Source organism: Burkholderia paludis, assembly GCF_000732615.1.
GTDB lineage: Bacteria > Pseudomonadota > Gammaproteobacteria > Burkholderiales > Burkholderiaceae > Burkholderia > Burkholderia paludis.
The window spans coordinates 156,390-172,418 of sequence record NZ_JPGL01000008.1; the positions used below are offsets into that span (position 1 = coordinate 156,390).

The 16,029-nt window shown below is 60.9% G+C and carries 17 protein-coding genes and 4 pseudogenes; 12 read left to right on the forward strand and 9 right to left on the reverse strand.

What is annotated here, in order from left to right:
- Positions 1 to 289: 289 nt before the first annotated feature.
- The 5 genes and pseudogenes from GQ56_RS0105675 to GQ56_RS40720 form a co-directional block, all read right to left on the reverse strand.
- On the reverse strand, positions 290 to 1,288 hold the full coding sequence (locus tag GQ56_RS0105675; protein ID WP_031397726.1) for a TauD/TfdA family dioxygenase: 999 nt from the start codon (positions 1,286 to 1,288) through the stop codon (positions 290 to 292).
- A gap of 76 nt (positions 1,289 to 1,364) precedes the next feature.
- Positions 1,365 to 2,675 carry a diaminobutyrate--2-oxoglutarate transaminase family protein gene (locus tag GQ56_RS0105680; protein ID WP_031397727.1) on the reverse strand — a complete coding sequence of 437 codons (1,311 nt, stop codon included), beginning with the start codon at positions 2,673 to 2,675 and terminating at the stop codon, positions 1,365 to 1,367.
- Positions 2,676 to 2,834: 159 nt separating this feature from the next.
- Entirely contained in the window at positions 2,835 to 3,785 is a 951-nt protein-coding gene (locus GQ56_RS0105685; protein ID WP_031397728.1) for a UDP-glucuronic acid decarboxylase family protein, read from the reverse strand.
- Between the two features lie 136 nt (positions 3,786 to 3,921).
- Positions 3,922 to 4,641, reverse strand: coding sequence for a thioesterase II family protein (locus tag GQ56_RS0105690; protein WP_031397729.1), 720 nt, complete (start codon positions 4,639 to 4,641; stop codon positions 3,922 to 3,924).
- Between the two features lie 451 nt (positions 4,642 to 5,092).
- Positions 5,093 to 5,254 (reverse strand): annotated as a pseudogene (locus GQ56_RS40720) (IS5/IS1182 family transposase); the annotation flags it as partial.
- Positions 5,255 to 5,821: 567 nt separating this feature from the next.
- Between GQ56_RS40720 and GQ56_RS0105700 the strand changes: the two are divergent.
- From GQ56_RS0105700 to GQ56_RS47185, 4 genes and pseudogenes are all read left to right on the forward strand, one after another.
- Positions 5,822 to 6,028, forward strand: coding sequence for a DUF2191 domain-containing protein (locus GQ56_RS0105700; RefSeq protein WP_031397730.1), 207 nt, complete (start codon positions 5,822 to 5,824; stop codon positions 6,026 to 6,028).
- The gene (locus tag GQ56_RS0105705) at positions 6,025 to 6,408 is read left to right on the forward strand and encodes a type II toxin-antitoxin system VapC family toxin (protein WP_031397731.1); all 384 of its coding nucleotides are present in this window, start codon (positions 6,025 to 6,027) and stop codon (positions 6,406 to 6,408) included. Before GQ56_RS0105700 ends, GQ56_RS0105705 begins: the two co-directional genes overlap by 4 nt.
- A 425-nt stretch (positions 6,409 to 6,833) precedes the next feature.
- A pseudogene (locus GQ56_RS47180) lies at positions 6,834 to 7,022 on the forward strand (helix-hairpin-helix domain-containing protein); the annotation flags it as partial.
- Positions 7,023 to 7,072: 50 nt separating this feature from the next.
- On the forward strand, positions 7,073 to 7,342 hold the full coding sequence (locus GQ56_RS47185; protein ID WP_200877970.1) for a hypothetical protein: 270 nt from the start codon (positions 7,073 to 7,075) through the stop codon (positions 7,340 to 7,342).
- A 50-nt stretch (positions 7,343 to 7,392) separates the two neighbouring features.
- On the opposite strand, the gene GQ56_RS0105725 is transcribed toward GQ56_RS47185, so the two are convergent.
- Positions 7,393 to 8,118 (reverse strand): SDR family oxidoreductase, encoded by a 726-nt coding sequence (locus GQ56_RS0105725; RefSeq protein ID WP_031397733.1) that lies wholly within the window; start codon positions 8,116 to 8,118, stop codon positions 7,393 to 7,395.
- A 117-nt stretch (positions 8,119 to 8,235) separates the two neighbouring features.
- Between GQ56_RS0105725 and GQ56_RS46390 the strand changes: the two genes are divergently transcribed.
- From GQ56_RS46390 to GQ56_RS43945, 4 genes are read left to right on the forward strand one after another with little or no spacing between them, the layout of a single operon-like run.
- The gene (locus GQ56_RS46390) at positions 8,236 to 8,541 is read left to right on the forward strand and encodes a HoxN/HupN/NixA family nickel/cobalt transporter (RefSeq protein ID WP_265183107.1); all 306 of its coding nucleotides are present in this window, start codon (positions 8,236 to 8,238) and stop codon (positions 8,539 to 8,541) included.
- On the forward strand, positions 8,538 to 8,678 hold the full coding sequence (locus GQ56_RS45525; protein ID WP_161788549.1) for a hypothetical protein: 141 nt from the start codon (positions 8,538 to 8,540) through the stop codon (positions 8,676 to 8,678). The genes GQ56_RS46390 and GQ56_RS45525 overlap by 4 nt, the downstream gene beginning before the upstream one ends.
- Entirely contained in the window at positions 8,675 to 8,950 is a 276-nt protein-coding gene (locus GQ56_RS0105735) for a hypothetical protein (protein ID WP_031397735.1), read from the forward strand. Before GQ56_RS45525 ends, GQ56_RS0105735 begins: the two co-directional genes overlap by 4 nt.
- 25 nt (positions 8,951 to 8,975) lie before the next feature.
- Complete coding sequence (locus tag GQ56_RS43945; protein WP_152601645.1) at positions 8,976 to 9,245, forward strand: hypothetical protein; 270 nt, start codon at positions 8,976 to 8,978, stop codon at positions 9,243 to 9,245.
- A gap of 165 nt (positions 9,246 to 9,410) precedes the next feature.
- Here the strand turns inward: GQ56_RS43945 and GQ56_RS40730 are convergent, their stop codons facing one another.
- Both GQ56_RS40730 and GQ56_RS0105745 read right to left on the reverse strand, forming a co-directional pair.
- The gene (locus GQ56_RS40730) at positions 9,411 to 9,851 is read right to left on the reverse strand and encodes a VOC family protein (RefSeq protein WP_075122870.1); all 441 of its coding nucleotides are present in this window, start codon (positions 9,849 to 9,851) and stop codon (positions 9,411 to 9,413) included.
- Positions 9,851 to 10,297, reverse strand: coding sequence for a DUF6196 family protein (locus GQ56_RS0105745; RefSeq protein WP_031397736.1), 447 nt, complete (start codon positions 10,295 to 10,297; stop codon positions 9,851 to 9,853). The genes GQ56_RS40730 and GQ56_RS0105745 overlap by 1 nt, the downstream gene beginning before the upstream one ends.
- A 510-nt stretch (positions 10,298 to 10,807) precedes the next feature.
- Here GQ56_RS0105745 and GQ56_RS46395 point away from each other — a divergent pair.
- Together GQ56_RS46395 and GQ56_RS0105755 are read left to right on the forward strand one after the other, a co-directional pair.
- On the forward strand, positions 10,808 to 11,164 hold the full coding sequence (locus GQ56_RS46395) for a TetR/AcrR family transcriptional regulator (RefSeq protein ID WP_031397737.1): 357 nt from the start codon (positions 10,808 to 10,810) through the stop codon (positions 11,162 to 11,164).
- Positions 11,165 to 11,175: 11 nt separating this feature from the next.
- A pseudogene (locus GQ56_RS0105755) lies at positions 11,176 to 11,622 on the forward strand (DDE-type integrase/transposase/recombinase); the annotation flags it as partial.
- A gap of 106 nt (positions 11,623 to 11,728) precedes the next feature.
- On the opposite strand, the pseudogene GQ56_RS39185 reads toward GQ56_RS0105755, so the two are convergent.
- Positions 11,729 to 12,857 (reverse strand): annotated as a pseudogene (locus tag GQ56_RS39185) (IS3 family transposase).
- Positions 12,858 to 13,177: 320 nt separating this feature from the next.
- On the opposite strand from GQ56_RS39185, the gene GQ56_RS0105775 reads away from it, so the two are divergent.
- Positions 13,178 to 14,569, forward strand: coding sequence for an MFS transporter (locus GQ56_RS0105775; protein ID WP_031397739.1), 1,392 nt, complete (start codon positions 13,178 to 13,180; stop codon positions 14,567 to 14,569).
- A gap of 193 nt (positions 14,570 to 14,762) precedes the next feature.
- The gene (locus GQ56_RS0105780; RefSeq protein WP_052001385.1) at positions 14,763 to 16,028 is read left to right on the forward strand and encodes an argininosuccinate synthase-related protein; all 1,266 of its coding nucleotides are present in this window, start codon (positions 14,763 to 14,765) and stop codon (positions 16,026 to 16,028) included.
- Position 16,029: the final 1 nt, after the last annotated feature.

The following is a 16,029-nucleotide window of genomic DNA, read 5'->3' on the forward strand; positions in this document are numbered from 1 at the left end:
CCAAACGTTGATCTGAATGAACGGCACTTGTGACTCCGTGCGTTCATTCCGGCGGGCAAAGACAGTCCGCGATGCAAGCCCTGTGCCGGGCGCATACCGGGTTCACTGTCGCGTCGCTCGACCTCAGGACCAGTCGCGGCGCGCCCGCCAGCCTTGCTTCTTGAACCGGGTTATATTGAGATTAGAGCATCGCGCCAAATCGGCGTCTGCCCTGTAATTCAAGGACACGGCGTTTCGTGCGCGTATTCAATCGGCCCGGTCATTCATTCGCGCGGTCACGGTTTGCCGACTACCTGCCCGACGGCGTTTCCGTGTCGGGGGAGCAGGGGTCCAGCAGCGACACGATCACCTTGCGCTCGCCGTTGAAGGGATTGCGACCATGCGCGAATCGCATGTTGTCGACGAGCAGGACGTCGCCTCGCTGCCAGGGGAACTGGATCGCGCATTCGCGGTACGCGTTGCGGATCTGCTCGATGTCGTCGAGATCGAATGGACTCCCGTCGCCGTAGAACGCGTTGCGCGGAACGCGATCCTCGCCGAACAGGCTGACGACCGCACTGGCGAGCGATGCGTCCAGGTTCGAGAGGTGGAAGAGGTGGGCCTGGTTGAAGAAAACCCTGTCACGGGTGACCGGATGGTAGGCCACGCCCTGGTTGATCTGTGCGGTGCATAACGTGTCGTCGTCGAGCCATTCGTGCTCGATGCCGTTGTCTGCGCAGAAGGCCGCGACCTGGCTGCGGTCGGTGGTCTGAAAGACGGTTTCCCACGGAATGTCGACGTGCCGCCGGTAGTGCCTGACATAGCGGACCCGCTTCGCCTCGAAGTTCTCCAGGATGCGCGCTCCGATCCTGCGGCTCACCTCCCGCATGTCGGCGATCGGCGTTTCGCCGCCGGCCGTGGGCGCGCAAAGGCAGCAGAATGCGACGCGCAGCGGCCAGCTGCGCTGATACGCGTTTTCGCAATGAAGCGCGATCGTCTCGCTCGGCGGATACTCGGTGGCGGTGAAGATGCCGTTGCCGATCGAGGTGCGTGGCGTGGAACGATAGACGTAGTCCGACTGATGAGCCGACACCGCGTTCGAAAACGCCTCGAATTCGGCGACCGTTGATACGTCGAAACCGCGAAACAGGAGCGCGCCATGTTCCAGAAGCCGCGATTCGAGTTCGACTCGGTTGTCGTTCACCGCCAGCACGAGATCGTGCCCGTTCACCCGCCCGCTCGATGCCGGCTCCAGCAGCAACGGCGAGGCCCCGGCGGCAAGCAGCTTGCGTTCCGTCATGCCCAGCATGGTTAACTATTCCTTATCTGAATGTGGATCGCGACGCACCGCGGACCGGCCGGTCTTCACGGTTACTGCGGCGTGCCTATGCGCGGGAGGCCGTTTCCACCGCTTGTTCGAAGCGGTCGAGAATCTCGTGAATGTCCGCTTCCGAGACGATCAACGGCGGCAGGAACCTGAGTACCGCGCCATGACGGCCGCCGGTTTCGATCACGAGCCCGTTGCGCAGGCAATGCAGCTTGATGGTTTTCGCGAGCGCCGCATGGGGCGGGCCGGGTTGGGCATCGCGGCCGGGCAGCACGACTTCGACGCCGATCATCAGGCCGCGGCCGCGGATCTGGCCCAGACTCGGGAAGCGTTCGGCAATACGTTCGAGGCCGGCGACCAGCAGCTTGCCGACCGTGTCCGCGTGCGCCGACAGCCCGTCTCGCTCGACGATGCGCATGGTCGACAAACCGGCCACCATCGCGATCTGGTTGCCGCGGAAGGTGCCCGCGTGCGAGCCGGGCGGCCAGGTGTCCAGGCGCTTGTCATAGACCACCACCGACAGCGGATAGCCGCCGCCGAACGCCTTCGACAACACCAGGACGTCCGGCCTGATGCCGGAATGCTCGATGGCGAACAGCGCACCGGTTCGGCCGAGGCCGGTCTGCACTTCATCGACGATCAGCGGGATTTCATGCCGCAGCGTCAGCTCGCGCAACTCGATCAGCCAGGCGTCGGAAGCGGGGATGCAGCCGCCTTCGCCTTGCACGACTTCGACGATGACGGCGGCGGGCTTCGTGATCCCGCTCTCGGGGTCGGACAGGACCGTCCGGATATAGTTGATGCTGAGTTGATCGGTTGCCGAGCCGTCGGTGCCGAACGGGCAGCGAAACGCATAGGGGTAGGGCAGGAAATGAACGTCGCGCCCGTTGCTGCCGGCCGATTTCGGCGTGAGATTGCCCGATGCGGCGAGTGCGCCGGCCGTCATGCCGTGGTAGGCGCCGTGGAACGCCATGATCGTCGGGCGGCCCGTATGATGCCGGGCCAGCTTGATCGCCGCTTCGACGCCATCCGCTCCGCTCGGACTGCAGAACTGGATCTTGCCGGTATCGGCGATCGCATTCGGCAACATCGAGAACAGTTGTTCGACGAACGCGTGCTTGGCCGGCGTCGCCAGGTCGAGCGCCTGTTGCAGTTGACCTGAGGACAGGAACCGCATGACGGCTTCGTTGACTTCCGGGTGATTGTGCCCGAGTGCGAGCGTTCCGGCATTGGACAGGCAGTCGATGTATTCCTGCCCGTCGGAGTCGCGCATGCGTATGCCTGCGGCATGGGTAAACAGCCGTGGAAACGACGTCGCGTAGGTTCGTGCGTTCGATTCGACATGCTTGAGATAATCGAGTTTTTCCATGCTTATGGATCCGGCTTGCAGCGCGGATGATGGACACTGGCGAATCCGCATCGCTTCGTGTCGGCCAATGGTGCAACGGGAACGGTGCAGCGGTACGGCTGATTGAAGCATGGTCTCCGTACCGCGTCTGCCACGGGAAAGCGGGACACCGGCGTGGCGTCAGGCAGGCAGGGTCGAGCGGAAATAGTCGATGGTTCGACGCAGTCCCACTTCGAGCCCGACCGTCGGCTTCCAGTCGAGGTGGGTGCGTGCGAGGTCGATATCCGGACAACGTTGCGTCGGATCGTCCTTCGGCAGCGGCCGGAATACGATTCGCGACTTCGAGCCGGTCAGGCGCAAGATGATCTGCGCGAGCTCACTGACCGCGATCTCATGCGGATTGCCGAGATTGATCGGGCCGGTGATGTCCGCGGGCGTGCCCATCATCCGGATCAGGCCGCCGACCATGTCGTCGACATAGCAGAACGCGCGGGTCTGGCTGCCGTCGCCATACAGCGTGATGTCCTCGCCGCGCAGCGCCTGCACGATGAAGTTGGACACGACGCGACCGTCGTTGGGATGCATGCGCGGCCCGTACGTGTTGAAGATCCGTACCACCTTGATTTTCACGTTTTGCTGGCGGTGATAGTCGAAGAACAGGGTCTCCGCGCACCGTTTTCCTTCGTCATAGCACGCACGCGGCCCGAGCGGGTTGACGTTGCCCCGGTACGTCTCCGGTTGCGGATGCACGTCGGGGTCGCCGTACACTTCGCTCGTGGAAGTTTGCAGCACGCGTGCGTGCGTGCGCTTCGCGAGCCCCAGCATGTTGATCGCGCCCATCACGCTGGTCTTGGTGGTCTGCACGGGATCGAACTGATAGTGAATCGGCGATGCCGGACAGGCGAGGTTGTAGATCTCGTCCACCTCCACGTACAGCGGAAAGGTCACGTCGTGGCGCAGCGCCTCGAAACTCGGGTTGCCGAGCAGCGCGGCCACGTTCTGCTTCGTGCCGGTGAAATAGTTGTCGACGCACAGGACGTCATGACCGAGTTCGACCAGGCGCTCGCACAGATGCGAACCGAGGAAACCCGCGCCACCGGTTACGAGGATCCGCTTTCGATTACGTTGCACAATTGCACTCCAGGTTTGACGCGTAGGTAAGTGGCGAGTTGCCCCCGGGCACCTTCGGCGGGACCGCGATGCGCTTCGCTTCGACGATCACCGCACGCCGATCGCGCGATGCGGATCCCGACGTGTGCGATGCCCGTCATGCTTGCAGGGCGTTCAGTGCAACCTGATCCGCGCGCCGCAGGCGCGTCGCAATGATGTCGGCCATCGCCCGCATTTCGCTCCGGATAAAGAAGTGATCGCCGTCGATGACATGAAAATCGCAGCGCCCGGTCGTCACGGCATCCCAGCCTGAAACCGAATCGGCAGGGACCTGTTCATCCGCCACGCCCGCGAACGCGGTGATGTCGACTGCCAGCCTGCGTCCGGGCACGGCCCGGTAGTTTTCGATCATCGTGAAATCCGCGCGCAGCGCCGGCATCATCAACGCCATCATTTCGCGGTTCTCCAGCACCGCCTTCGGTGTACCGCCCATCTCGTGCAACGCATCGATGAACGCGCGGTCGTCCAGCGCCTGCATCCGTCGAGCGGGGCGCTCCTTGCCCGGTGCAGCGCGCGCGCTCACGAACAGATGCCGGAGGTTCGGTTGCGCATGGGCGGGAAGCCGCAGCGCCAGTTCGACGGCAATCGCCGCGCCCATGCTGTGGCCGAACAGTGCGAAGGGACGATCGAAGCAACTGCCCAGGTCGTCCAGCAATGCGTCGATCAGCGTCGCCATATCCGGCACGGCTGGCTCCGACAGGCGGCTGCCTCGGCCGGCAAGCTCATGACGGTGCACCTCGATCCCGGGCAATAGCGGTTGCAGGCCACGATAGACGGCAGCCGAGCCGCCCGCGTAAGGGAAACAGATCAGACGCATGCGGGCGGGTACTCGAGCGGCACACTTGCTGCCGGGCGGCGGGAAGTCGCGCTGCAGGCATTCTCGGGTTCGGCGTTGTTCACGACTAAAGGTCCGGTCATCGTTTTCATGGTGATGCGTCGGTCATCTTCACCTGGAGGGAATCGGGCTGAACACCCGGCGCGGCTTCGCGATGCGCAAGGCCGTTTCCATAGCCGGTTCGTTAGCGCTGTACGAAGGCCGCGAAGCCGCACGCGAGAAGTCGAGGAGGCGTTGATTCGCTTCATGGAAATTCATGGTGCCGCCAGGATTCGGAATGCGCCCGACCCGGCTGGGCAAGAGTTAAACATGAGGCCGTGTGGATGTATGTCGTAGAAAAACGGGACGTGTGCAGTTCGCGAATCGTCGTCCGCGCTGCAGAGAAATGCGGGGGAGTTGACACCAGTCTTGGCGACGTCGCTCGGTGACCACGTTAGAGTCGCTGACAAAACCGGTCAACGAACCGGGTGCGGATAGCGGCGCATGCAAGGCGGAGCACAGCGAGATGGGTTTGAAGAGAACGCTCGACGCCGATGCGCAACTTGCCGAATCCAGCAAGCCATGCATGTGTGTGCTCAACAACCCTTCGATGCTGGCTGGCCGCCAGGCAGGCATCTCCCTGGAGATGCTCGAACACGTCGTTGTCTTGCTTGAAATGCTCAACATCGGCGAGACCAATGACGGGGGACGCGCGCAGGCGCGGTGGCGCTTAGTATTGTGGGTATATTATTTGACATAATAGTTATTATCGATTAAATGGGGTCTGAGTAAAATTGATGCTCGCCACCGGCTGCGCGTATCGATTGCCGACTGAGGCAGAGAGAGTTTTTCGGGCCAAACCTCTCTCCTCAGTCGTAATTTGTGCAAAAGCTCGTAGCCCGACAAGCTTGCGTCCACCTGCGGCCACATTGGCACACGGAAAATTCGCTCGAGCACGCATGGTCGCGCAGCGTTTAGGCCATGCGGATCGGGACGCCCACTCATGCACGCGCCAGCAGCGTCATGACGAATTTTCGCCAGCCACAACCACCTTCTCAGCGGGCTCTCGGCCACGAAAGTGTCACGGCCCCAGTTCAGGCCGGCATGTGATTCGGTTATCAGCAACTGAGCCGCTGTTGAATTGATGCTAAAATTGATGCAAAAAGACATCAAAGAAGCCATCATGCGTACCACCGTCACCGTCGACGACACTCTCTATGCGCGCGCACTCGAACTCGCCGAACCGGGCATGCCTCCGGCCGACCTGTTCCGGGCGGCACTTGAAACCTTCGTGCGTGTCCAGGCCGGTCAACGCCTTGCCGCCCTGGGCGGTCGCGCGCCCGACATGGCAGATGTCCCGCGCCGCGCCCCTGAGGCAACCGCCCGATGAGTGTCTTGGTCGACACGTCCGTGTGGGTCGAGCATTTCCGGCGGCCACTACCAGCGCTTATCCAGCTTCTGCGCGTCGATAACGTCCTTACACATCCACTGGTACTACTTGAGCTCACGTGCGGGACGCCGCCCGAACCGCGAGCACGAACGCTGGGATATCTCGCGCTTTTGCGCCAAACGCGCCTCGCGACGCCAGGGGAAGTAGCGGACTGGATCGAGCGGGAACGGCTGTATGGGCGCGAATGCGGTGCAGTGGATTGCACCCTGTTGGCATCGGTGCTCTTGACCCCGAGCACCCGGCTCTGGACGCGCGATCGGCGGCTCGCGCAGCTGGCGGAGCAATTCGAGGCTCAATACGTACCGCCTGACCTGCAGTGAGCGAAGCAGTTGCCGACTTCTTTGCGCGGTCTGTCGCCATGCCGAGGCGCGATCCCGCTTCGCTCCTCACAATTAGGACGCCCGCTTCCGCCGCGTGGGCTGCCCATCCGCGCGGCAAGTGCAAGCAGAACCCGATCAGACTGCCCGCCTACCGATTCGTTGCACATCCGCAGTACGTGGAGTTTTTAGGTCACAGCCTGCTTCTCCCATCCTGAACGTCTTTCAGCGCCTGCTCGATCTCTTTCTGCTTTTTGCGCATAGAGGTTTCCATTCATCGCGCGCCTTGCACGATTGGTTGGCTTCGCCACAGCTTGTCACAATTGGCTCGCTCACCACCGTCTAGCGCGATGCCGTTGCGCCACACGTTACAAATGTTGCCCGACACTTCAGCGACGGCTCGCCTCAACGCATGAATGAAGCGACTGATCCGCTTGGGTTCTCGCTACTTGCACGGCATGCACAAGGACGTCGCCGGCCGCATCGAGCTTGCGCGCGCTCCCCGTTCGTCGACGTCGCGGACCTCGCTCGGCGTGCGCAGCTCGATCGCCACGACCTTCAGTTGCTTGCGCGCAAATGCCCTGCGATCGCTTGCGGGCGGAAACCGACGCGCTGCATCGGTGCTGTGTTGATCGGCTTGACAGCGGCGAACCTACGGGCCTTGGTCTTGGCCTCGGCCGATTCGCCGTCGCTACCCCAAAGCGCCACGGCGATCGCCAGCCAGATTGGAATCAGCGAGGGTCACGGTTCGTCTGCCGCCGCTGGCGCGATGGATGGGGCCATCGTCGAACTCGCGCATCGTGCCTACTCCTCGGCTCTTCACAGCATCTTGGGCGTGCTGGCCGTGTTCTCGATCCTGGCCGCCGTGGTGTGCATCATGACGCTGCGACAACCCATAGCCGGTTCTACCCCGGCACCGGAAACCGGCGTGCGGTGAGCACGCATGCGGTATGGGCCGCTACGACCGTCGCGGGATCTGCCCGAACATCACGACCAGCCACCCGTAAAATGGATAACTTGCCCAGTCGTGAAAGGCGAACGGCCCGACGCAAGAAAGGCGATGAGGGCGCCGATCTCCTCCTGTTGGCCGAGTCGCCCGAACGGCACGAGCGCGGCAATAGCTTCACGCCCCTCTGGATCGTCAACAAATCGAGCGCGAGGATAGTACAACTCGCTGTAGAGATAATTTGGCGCAACGACATTCGCCTGTATCCCGAATGGCGCCACTTCCCTCGCCAATGCCTTGGCAAATGCCGTGGTGGCGGCACGCAGTGTGGTCGGCACGGCATATCCTGGTTCCGGCCGCGCTTCACGGGCTGATGTTACGAAAACGAAGCTGCCGCGCCGGCGTAGCTTCATGGATGGCAGGAAGAGTTGGGTCAGGCGAATGGGTCTGAGGACCACGGCCTCGAATGTCGCGGAGAAATCATCGATGGGGATGGTTTCGATGGCTTTCTGCGTAATCGGATAGGCGTCGTTCGACACAATCGCGTCGGGCAACCCGAAGCGCCCCTCAACTTCCTCAAAGATCTGTTCAGGGGTCTGGCCGACCAGGGCCGTTACTCGATCTGCTCCGTTTTCAAATTCAGCGCGTTTCCGGTCATCCTCGAACGAGACATCATGGCACAAGACGTGATGACCGTCTGCCGTCAAGCTCGCGACTGCACCCGAACCAGCATATTGCATCACATTGGTAACCAGCACAAATGACATTGGCCTCTCCTCTCTCTGCAATCACAAAGCACCGCTCAGGCGGTCCTCTCTCGACTTTGGAATCGTGCGTTCGACAAGCGTCTCGGGCTGAACGCGCTGCCACAAAATTTCGGTCCCATTTTCTCTCGGCTCGGCGCCTACGGCTGCGCGTACCAGAAACCGCTGCGCAAGATCTACTGCAACATGACGATCACGCTCGCGTCGAGCGTGGCGGCGCTCGTGATCGGCGGCATCGAGGCACTCGGCCTGCTGGCCGACCAGTTGGGCCTGAAAGGCGCCGTGTGGGACGCAGTCGGTACAGTCAACGACAACTTCGGCATGCTCGGTTACATCATCGGGATCTTTTCCGTAAGCAGGATCGCGTCCGTCGTGATTTACAGCGTGAAGCGCTTTGACGAAGTGGGGTCGAACACGCGCACGTGACCAGACGACAGTGGGCGGTTTTTTCCACCCGTATCGTCGGCACGAGCATTGATGGCGCGCTCGAGCGCTTTGTCGAGAACGCAGCAGAAGGCACGTGTTTTAACCGCAAAAAACCCGGCACCCGCTGCCGGGCATGAAATCGCTCGACCACTATGGCTATCGCTACCAGGATGAAGCGGTGGCGAATCGGACGCTTCAATCCGCGTCGCGCTACAACAACGACTATCACAAGCGCGGCGTCATCACAGATCAGTCCACCGTGTTCGAATTCGAGATAAAGTCGTCACCATTTGCGAAGAAAAGGTATCACCGATCCGTCGCGAAGGACGGTGTCAACTCCCCTGGAGCGCTGATAGCCGCCGCCACGCATTGTGCGGAGCCTGGGTTTGAGCGGACAATCGCGCCGTAACGACAAGGTTTTTTCGATAATAATCATGAACGCTACTTTGCCAACTGAAGATCAACGCGAAGCGCTCTGCGACCTGATTGCGTCTGCCTTTGTCGAACTTCGCTATTTGGATGGAGAACAGGCGCACGATCTTGCGTATGCATTCCATAACCTCCCGAAGGAAATTTATGGATGGGGATCGTGGAGCATCGATGCCACCCGTAACCGGTTCAGGCACTATCAAACAAAGCATGCAGGGAATGTCGGCTTTGATTACGTGGCTGCCTTCAATTCCATCTTTCCGGAAATTCGATAACTTGCGCGCACCGTGGGCGCGTTCTTCGCGCCGATTCCCTGCTCAGCAAATCCCGGACACAAATGACGGGTATGTTTGAGAGGCAATGTCCCCGATAGGCAGCGCCATCGGCCGCGTTGCGCCGATGGCCGGCCTTCCCGCGTCACGAAACAAACGCTTGAAGCCTCACCCCTGGTCAGCTTCCGTTCGTGGCTCTTCGAAGATCGTGATGTGCAATCCCGCTGGCGCATTCAGCCGCGAGTTGAGCGATAGCCATGGTGTTCGAGTAGGCGCTGCCACTAACGTAGCGCCTGCTTCGGTCAGTTTTCGGGTGGTTAGCGCCCCGTCGGAAACTTCAAACGCCACACGAATGCGAGGACTGACCTGGCGCCCGACTTCAACCTCGTCGATCATGCGCTTTTGCGCCGGATTGGCTATCTCAAGCGTGGCTCGACCGGCATCGAGGATCGCAACGCGCGCACCATCCGCCCCCTGGAAGGCAGCGCGCTCCGGCATTCCTAGCGTATCGCGGTAGAATGCCACGGCTTGCTCGTAGTCTTCGGCTTCAATGACCAGCCTCAATTGCAGGACAGAATTTGCGCTGGCACCATCTTTTGCATTGCTCATTAAATGTCCTCTCCACTCTGGCGACTGAGCTGCCTGACCTCTTCGAACACTTTGCTTGCCAGCGTTTCGGGCACGCCCCAGTAATCGAAGATACCGCCGTCCGCACTATTTTGACCGCACGTCACAAACAAGCCGGTGCCGAATCGATTCTTGAGATGCGTGGCTAGCCAGCCGACGAAGCCGCTGTTGTCCGCGTCTGCCGGAAAGTGAAACCTGAAAAGGCCGAACGCTTCCTGGCGCGCACCGTGACTCGGAACAAGCTGACTCCACACGTTATCGTCTCGCACCAAGGCCAATGCATCGGCCCGCACGGCCCCTGGAAATTGATCCACTTGAAATTCAACGAAGGAATACGTGCCGGGGTATATCCGTAGTCGTGACTCGGTGATGACGCGCCTGAGACGGCGCTCCGTTTGTTCAATGCTCTCATGCGAAATATCAACCATGGCTGCTCCAAAAACGAATGGGTAACCGTTCAAATCGTCGATACGAGCACGCGTCTACCGCTCTCCCAAAAGGGCCGATCGATGACACCGCACCGTTGCGCGATCCGTCACACCTCGACCCGAGTCCAGATACGCTCGGGCACCAAGCGTGCCTGCGCACACCAGCGCCGAACTGACCATCCTCGCTGCGACGAACGCAGTCGGGCACGTTGCGTTCGAGCGTCTCGTATTCGTCCTTCGCCATCTTCAGCACGCCATCCCGCTCGCCTGTGATGAAGACCGTGGGCTGGGGGATGCGCACGCGTGCCAGGAACGGCGTCAATTCCCGGTTGCGATCGAAATTCCGATACCAGTTGATGGCGCCACGAAAACCACGATTCCGGCCACCCATGACACAACAGTACGGGCGGCCCAGCGCCCTGCTCCACGTAATGCATGCGAATGCCGTTGGTATGGACGTAGCCATGCTTCCAGTCGCTTCCCACTTTCGCCTCCCGGGCGAATAAGAGTATGATCGACATCCAATTAGAGTATGGATGCACTCTAAGTGTCAACGGGAAATTTCAAGGCGGCGCACTCGCGCGCCGGATCGATATGAGCAAGTCCAGGGAAGAAGCAAGCCAGACCCGCAAGCGGATCGTGGAAACAGCCGCAAGGGAATTGCGCGAGAAGAGCGTGGCGGGCGCCGGGATTGCCGACATCATGTCGGCGGCCGGCCTGACCGCGGGCCGGTTCTACCGGCAGGGTACTGTCAGGTTGTTGCGATCCGGACGGATATACTGGGGCATGAAGAAAGCAGCCGTTGCTGTCCAGCACGACCCTGAGTCGCCGATCTCGTTCAAGGGCCACCGCTTTCCCCCGACGTGATCAGTTTTGGGGGCGTGAAGCACTGGCTCTGGCGAGCCGTGGATCAGCACGGCGCCGTGCTCGACGTCCTGGTGCAGCGCCGGCGCGATGCGGCGGCAGCCAAGCGGTTGATGCGCAAGCTGCTCAGGCACCACGGCCGTCCGCGCGTGATGGTGACGGACAAACTGCGCAGCTATGCGACAGGCAACACGGCACTGGGCCTGAACGTCGAGCACCGACAGCACAAAGGGCTGAACAACCGGGCAGAGAATTCGCACCAGCCCACTCGCGTGTGCGAGAAGGTCATGGGGCGATTCAAATCAGCGCGTCAACTGCAGCGATTCGCTTCGATTCGTGCCCGGGTTTCGAACCTATTCATGGATTGCCGTTACCACCACGACGCACAACAGAAACGCGCGACTCGAGGCCCGGCGATAGCGGTCTGGGAAAGGGCATCGTGCGCCCGGATCGGGCAGTGAGCCCATCGCTCGCCATCCTCCAGTTCCTTCTTCGTCCGCTAACCGAACAACCTGACAATACCGGCTCGATCGCCCAGTTGATCCGCTTGGGTTTTCCGGACCAGATCTAGAGCGAGTTTTCCGGCGTTTCGGGTCTGGTTGAACCCGGCGAAGGCACCAGCTGACGGGCGAATTCAGCTGGTGCCAACTCTTTGAGAGCAGAGTGAGGACGGCTCTCGTTGTAATCCCGGCGCCAGGCCTCGACGATCGCCTTGGCTTCGCCCAGCGTTTCGAACCAATGTAGGTTCAAGCACTCATCGCGGAATGATCCGTTAAACGTCTCAATGTGGCAATTGTCCGTCGGCTTACCGGGCCTGCTGAAGTCGATTTTTGCTCGGTAGTGGTACGCCCACATATCGAGCAGGCGCCCGGAAAATTCGCTGCCATTGTCGACAAACAGATGCCGCGGGGCACCGCGCCGAGCGGCGATTCGGTTCAATGCTGACACCACGTGTTCGCCTTTCAAGCGTTGCCCGACTTCGATCGCCAACGCCTCCTTCGTGAACACATCCACGATCGTCAAAGTGCGAAATTTCGAGCCATCAGCAAGCTGGTCAGCCACAAAATCATACTCCAAGCGTCATTTTGCCTGACCGGCACGATCTTCGCCACGCGCGTCACCACCATCTTTCGTCGCTTCGGCAATTTCGAGCGCAACTGCAACTGCTCTTCGCAATACAACCGGTACGCCTGGTTTCGACCCAACTGCCAGCCTTCCCGGCGCAGCAGTACGTGGACACGGCGGTACCCGTAACGCACACGCGTATATGCGATCTCGCGCATACGTGAGCGCAGCTCTGGACGAGCGTCCTTGACGCTTCTGTAGTACTGAACGCTGCGCGGTTGCTTCACGAGCCGACAGGCCCGCCTCATCGTCAATCCGTAGTGGCTTACCACGTAATCCACCACGTCTCGTCTCAGCGCGGGCCGGGCCACTTTTTTGAAGCAACGTCCTGCAAGATGGCCTTGTCCAAGCTCAGTTCGGCAACCAGTTTCTTCAGCCGCGCATTCTCATCCTGCAACTGCTTGAGCTCGCGCACCTGATCAGACTGCATTCCCGCGTATTGCTTCTTCCACCGATAGAACGTCTGCTCGGAAATCCCGACCTGACGGATCAGATCCGCTACCGGCATCCCCAGCTCTGCTTGCTTCAGTACGGCCACAATCTGTTCGATCGAAAAGCGCTTCCGTTTCATGGCAAACCACCTCCTGGTTCAGCGTCAAGTTTGCCGCAAAACTCGCTCTCAGATTGGTCCAGAATTCCTAAAGCGGATCACCTCTGCGCTGTGACCAGTACCGCATGCACCACGGCGAGTACGATCTGCCGACACTGCTCGGTAACACGGCCTTGGCACAACACGCTAAACGTTCCACGCAGTTGCCGCACGCGTGTCCCGCACAACCTGGCAATCCACGACACTATCCATCAAATAGATACAGGCATTTCAAACATCCATTGGATTAATTCCAGGGCAAATGCGACAGTATCCGTTCGTCAACCTCGCCTCGTTACGCAATGTCCTCCACCGACTTGCCGCCCCTCAGCGCCTCATCCCGGGATGGATTGCCGACGCGACAACGGATCGCGGCGCTAATTGCCATTTCGCTTGCGGTTGCAATGGCCAACCTCGATACGGCCATCACCAATACGGCACTGCCAACCATTGCGACCAGCATCGGCGCCGACCCGTCGTCCGTGATCTGGGTGGTCAATGCATATCAATTGGCGATGATCGCAACACTGCTTCCATTTGCATCGCTGGGAGAGATCACCGGGCATCGACGCATCTATATTGCGGGCCTTGTATTGTTCACGTTGAGTTCGCTTGCCTGCGGCCTCGCATGGTCGCTTTCTTCGCTCGCCACGGCGCGCGCGTTGCAAGGCGTCGGCGCGGCCGCCATCATGAGCGTCAACACCGCCCTCATTCGCTTCTCGTATCCAGCCAAACTACTCGGGCGCGGAGTGGGATTGAACGCACTCGTCGTTGCGGTTTCATTCACGGTCGGCCCAACCGTGGCATCGGCAATTCTTTCCATCGCATCGTGGCACTGGCTGTTCCTGGTCAATGTGCCGGTCGGCTTGCTTTCCATCGCGATGGCCGCCGGCACATTGCCGGTCACCCATCGCGCACGGCATCGTTTTGATGCCGTCGCAGCTTTGCTCTGTGCATTTTTTTTTGCACTCCTCATACTTGGACTCGGAACGATTTCGCACGACGGCATGACGCCGACTATCGCCGCCGAATGGATCGGCGCCGCCGTATGCGGCTATGCGCTGCTGAAACGCCAGGCCAATCACCCCGCTCCGATGCTGGCGGTCGACCTGTTCCGTCGCCCCGTCTTTTCGTTGTCCGCCCTTACATCGGTCTGCTCGTTCTCGACGCAAGGCCTAGCGTTCGTCTCGCTGCCGTTTTTCCTGCAGATCGGCCTCGGGAACAATCAGGTCGAGACCGGTTTCCTGATGACGCCGTGGCCGGCCGTCGTTGCAATCATGGCGCCCGTCGCCGGGCGGCTCGCGGATCGATACCCAGCGGGCATCCTCGGCACCATCGGCCTCTTCACACTCTCCCTCGGCATGGCTTCGCTGGCCACGCTACCACACGCGCCGTCGACACTCGACATTGCGTGGCGAATGCTATTGTGCGGTGCCGGATTCGGTTTTTTCCAGGCCCCCAATCTCAAGGCGCTGATGGGCAGCGCCCCGCCCGAGCGCAGCGGCGGCGCCAGCGGCATAGTCGCGACGGCGCGACTGCTGGGGCAAACGCTAGGTGCCGCGCTGGTTGCACTGTGCTTTCACGTCGCGGGGACAAACGGCCCGATCGTCGCACTCTGGGCTGGCAGTGCTTTCGCGCTGCTCGGCACCGTGGCCAGTTGCCTTCGATTGTTGCCGGACCGGCAACCTGCATGACGCGAGCCGTTCGGCCTTGCCGCATCACAGTTTCGACGTCGGCATGACCGGCCGCGGCAGCCAACTTTCACCGCCTGATCCGACTCGCGCACTTGCCGCCGCCCGTGCCGTATTGCGACGAGCAACGGTCGCGGCCTCGCAGTACGACCGTCGGAAATGCCGTCCGACGATCCATTCAACGCCAAGGAACATTATGAAGACGCAACATCGAATTCGAAGCCTTGCCGATCTGGAATACGTGTCCCGCACCTGCAAGCATGTCCTGACCTTGTTCAGCGGCGGCGTCGACAGCAGTTATGTGCTGATGGAACTGGCAAAGCATCGCAGCCTCGAGGTAACAGCCTTGACCGTCGATCTCGGCGACGGCGTCAATCGCGACGATCTCAAACTGATTGCATCGCATTTCGGCGCGAAATCGCTGGTCATCGACGGACGCCAGACTTTCGCTCGCGATGCGGTGTTGCCGGCGTTACGCTGCAATGCCCAGTACATGGCGATGTATCCAATTAGTTCGTCGTTGTCGCGACCAGTCATTTGCCGCATCGCGGTCGATCAGGCCGCGAAGCTCGGATGCGATGCCATCGTACACACGGCTAATCAGTCGCAGAACAGCCTGCGCCGGCTGAACGGGGCGCTGCATCAGTTGGGATTCGACGGATTCCACGGCAGCCCCTATGAATACTCGGCGCTGACACGCGAGGAGAAAATCGCAGAGCTGCGCCGGTTCGGGCTCACCGCGTTTCAGGCGCGTGGCATGAGTGGTGACGCAAACCTCTGGTGCCGGGAATTCGAATCCGGATCACTCGACAATCCGGAGGCCTTCCACGTACCGGATGAACTGTTCACGTGGACGGCAAAGCGAACCCGCTCCGCCTCGCGAAGCAGCCTTTCCGTCCGCTTCGACCAGGGAACACCGGTGGCAATCGACGACGCCGAGCTTCCCCTGGTCGACCTGATCGCCCGGTTGAACGACCGTATCGGTTCGTACGGCATCGGACGCTATTGCGGCCTGGAACATCTGGACGACGGAGAAAAGGTATTGGAAGTTCGCGAGGCGCCGGCCGCGCACCTCCTGATGAATGCCTATCGCCACCTCGAAATGGCCACGCTCGACCCTGAACTGCTGCGGGAAAAACTGTCGCTGGAGCAGATCTGGGTTCGCGAAGCAATCGAGGGACGATGGTTTGCCGACCTGCGACGCACCATCGACCAATTCATCAGCCACCAAGCCAGCGCCATCACCGGTGTCGTGAAATACTTGCTGCGCGATGGAGCAGCCGATGTTTGCGCCATCCGTGCGGCCAAGCCGCGCTACCTGACCGACCGCGACAGTTGGGAAAAGCAGGCCGCACGTGTTCGGGGAGCACGCAGTTTGCGTGAGCTGCACGACAATGCGGCGACAGACTCCACCCGCGAACCCGAGGAACACCGCTCGGGCGAACTGGAAACGCTCGAGTAAC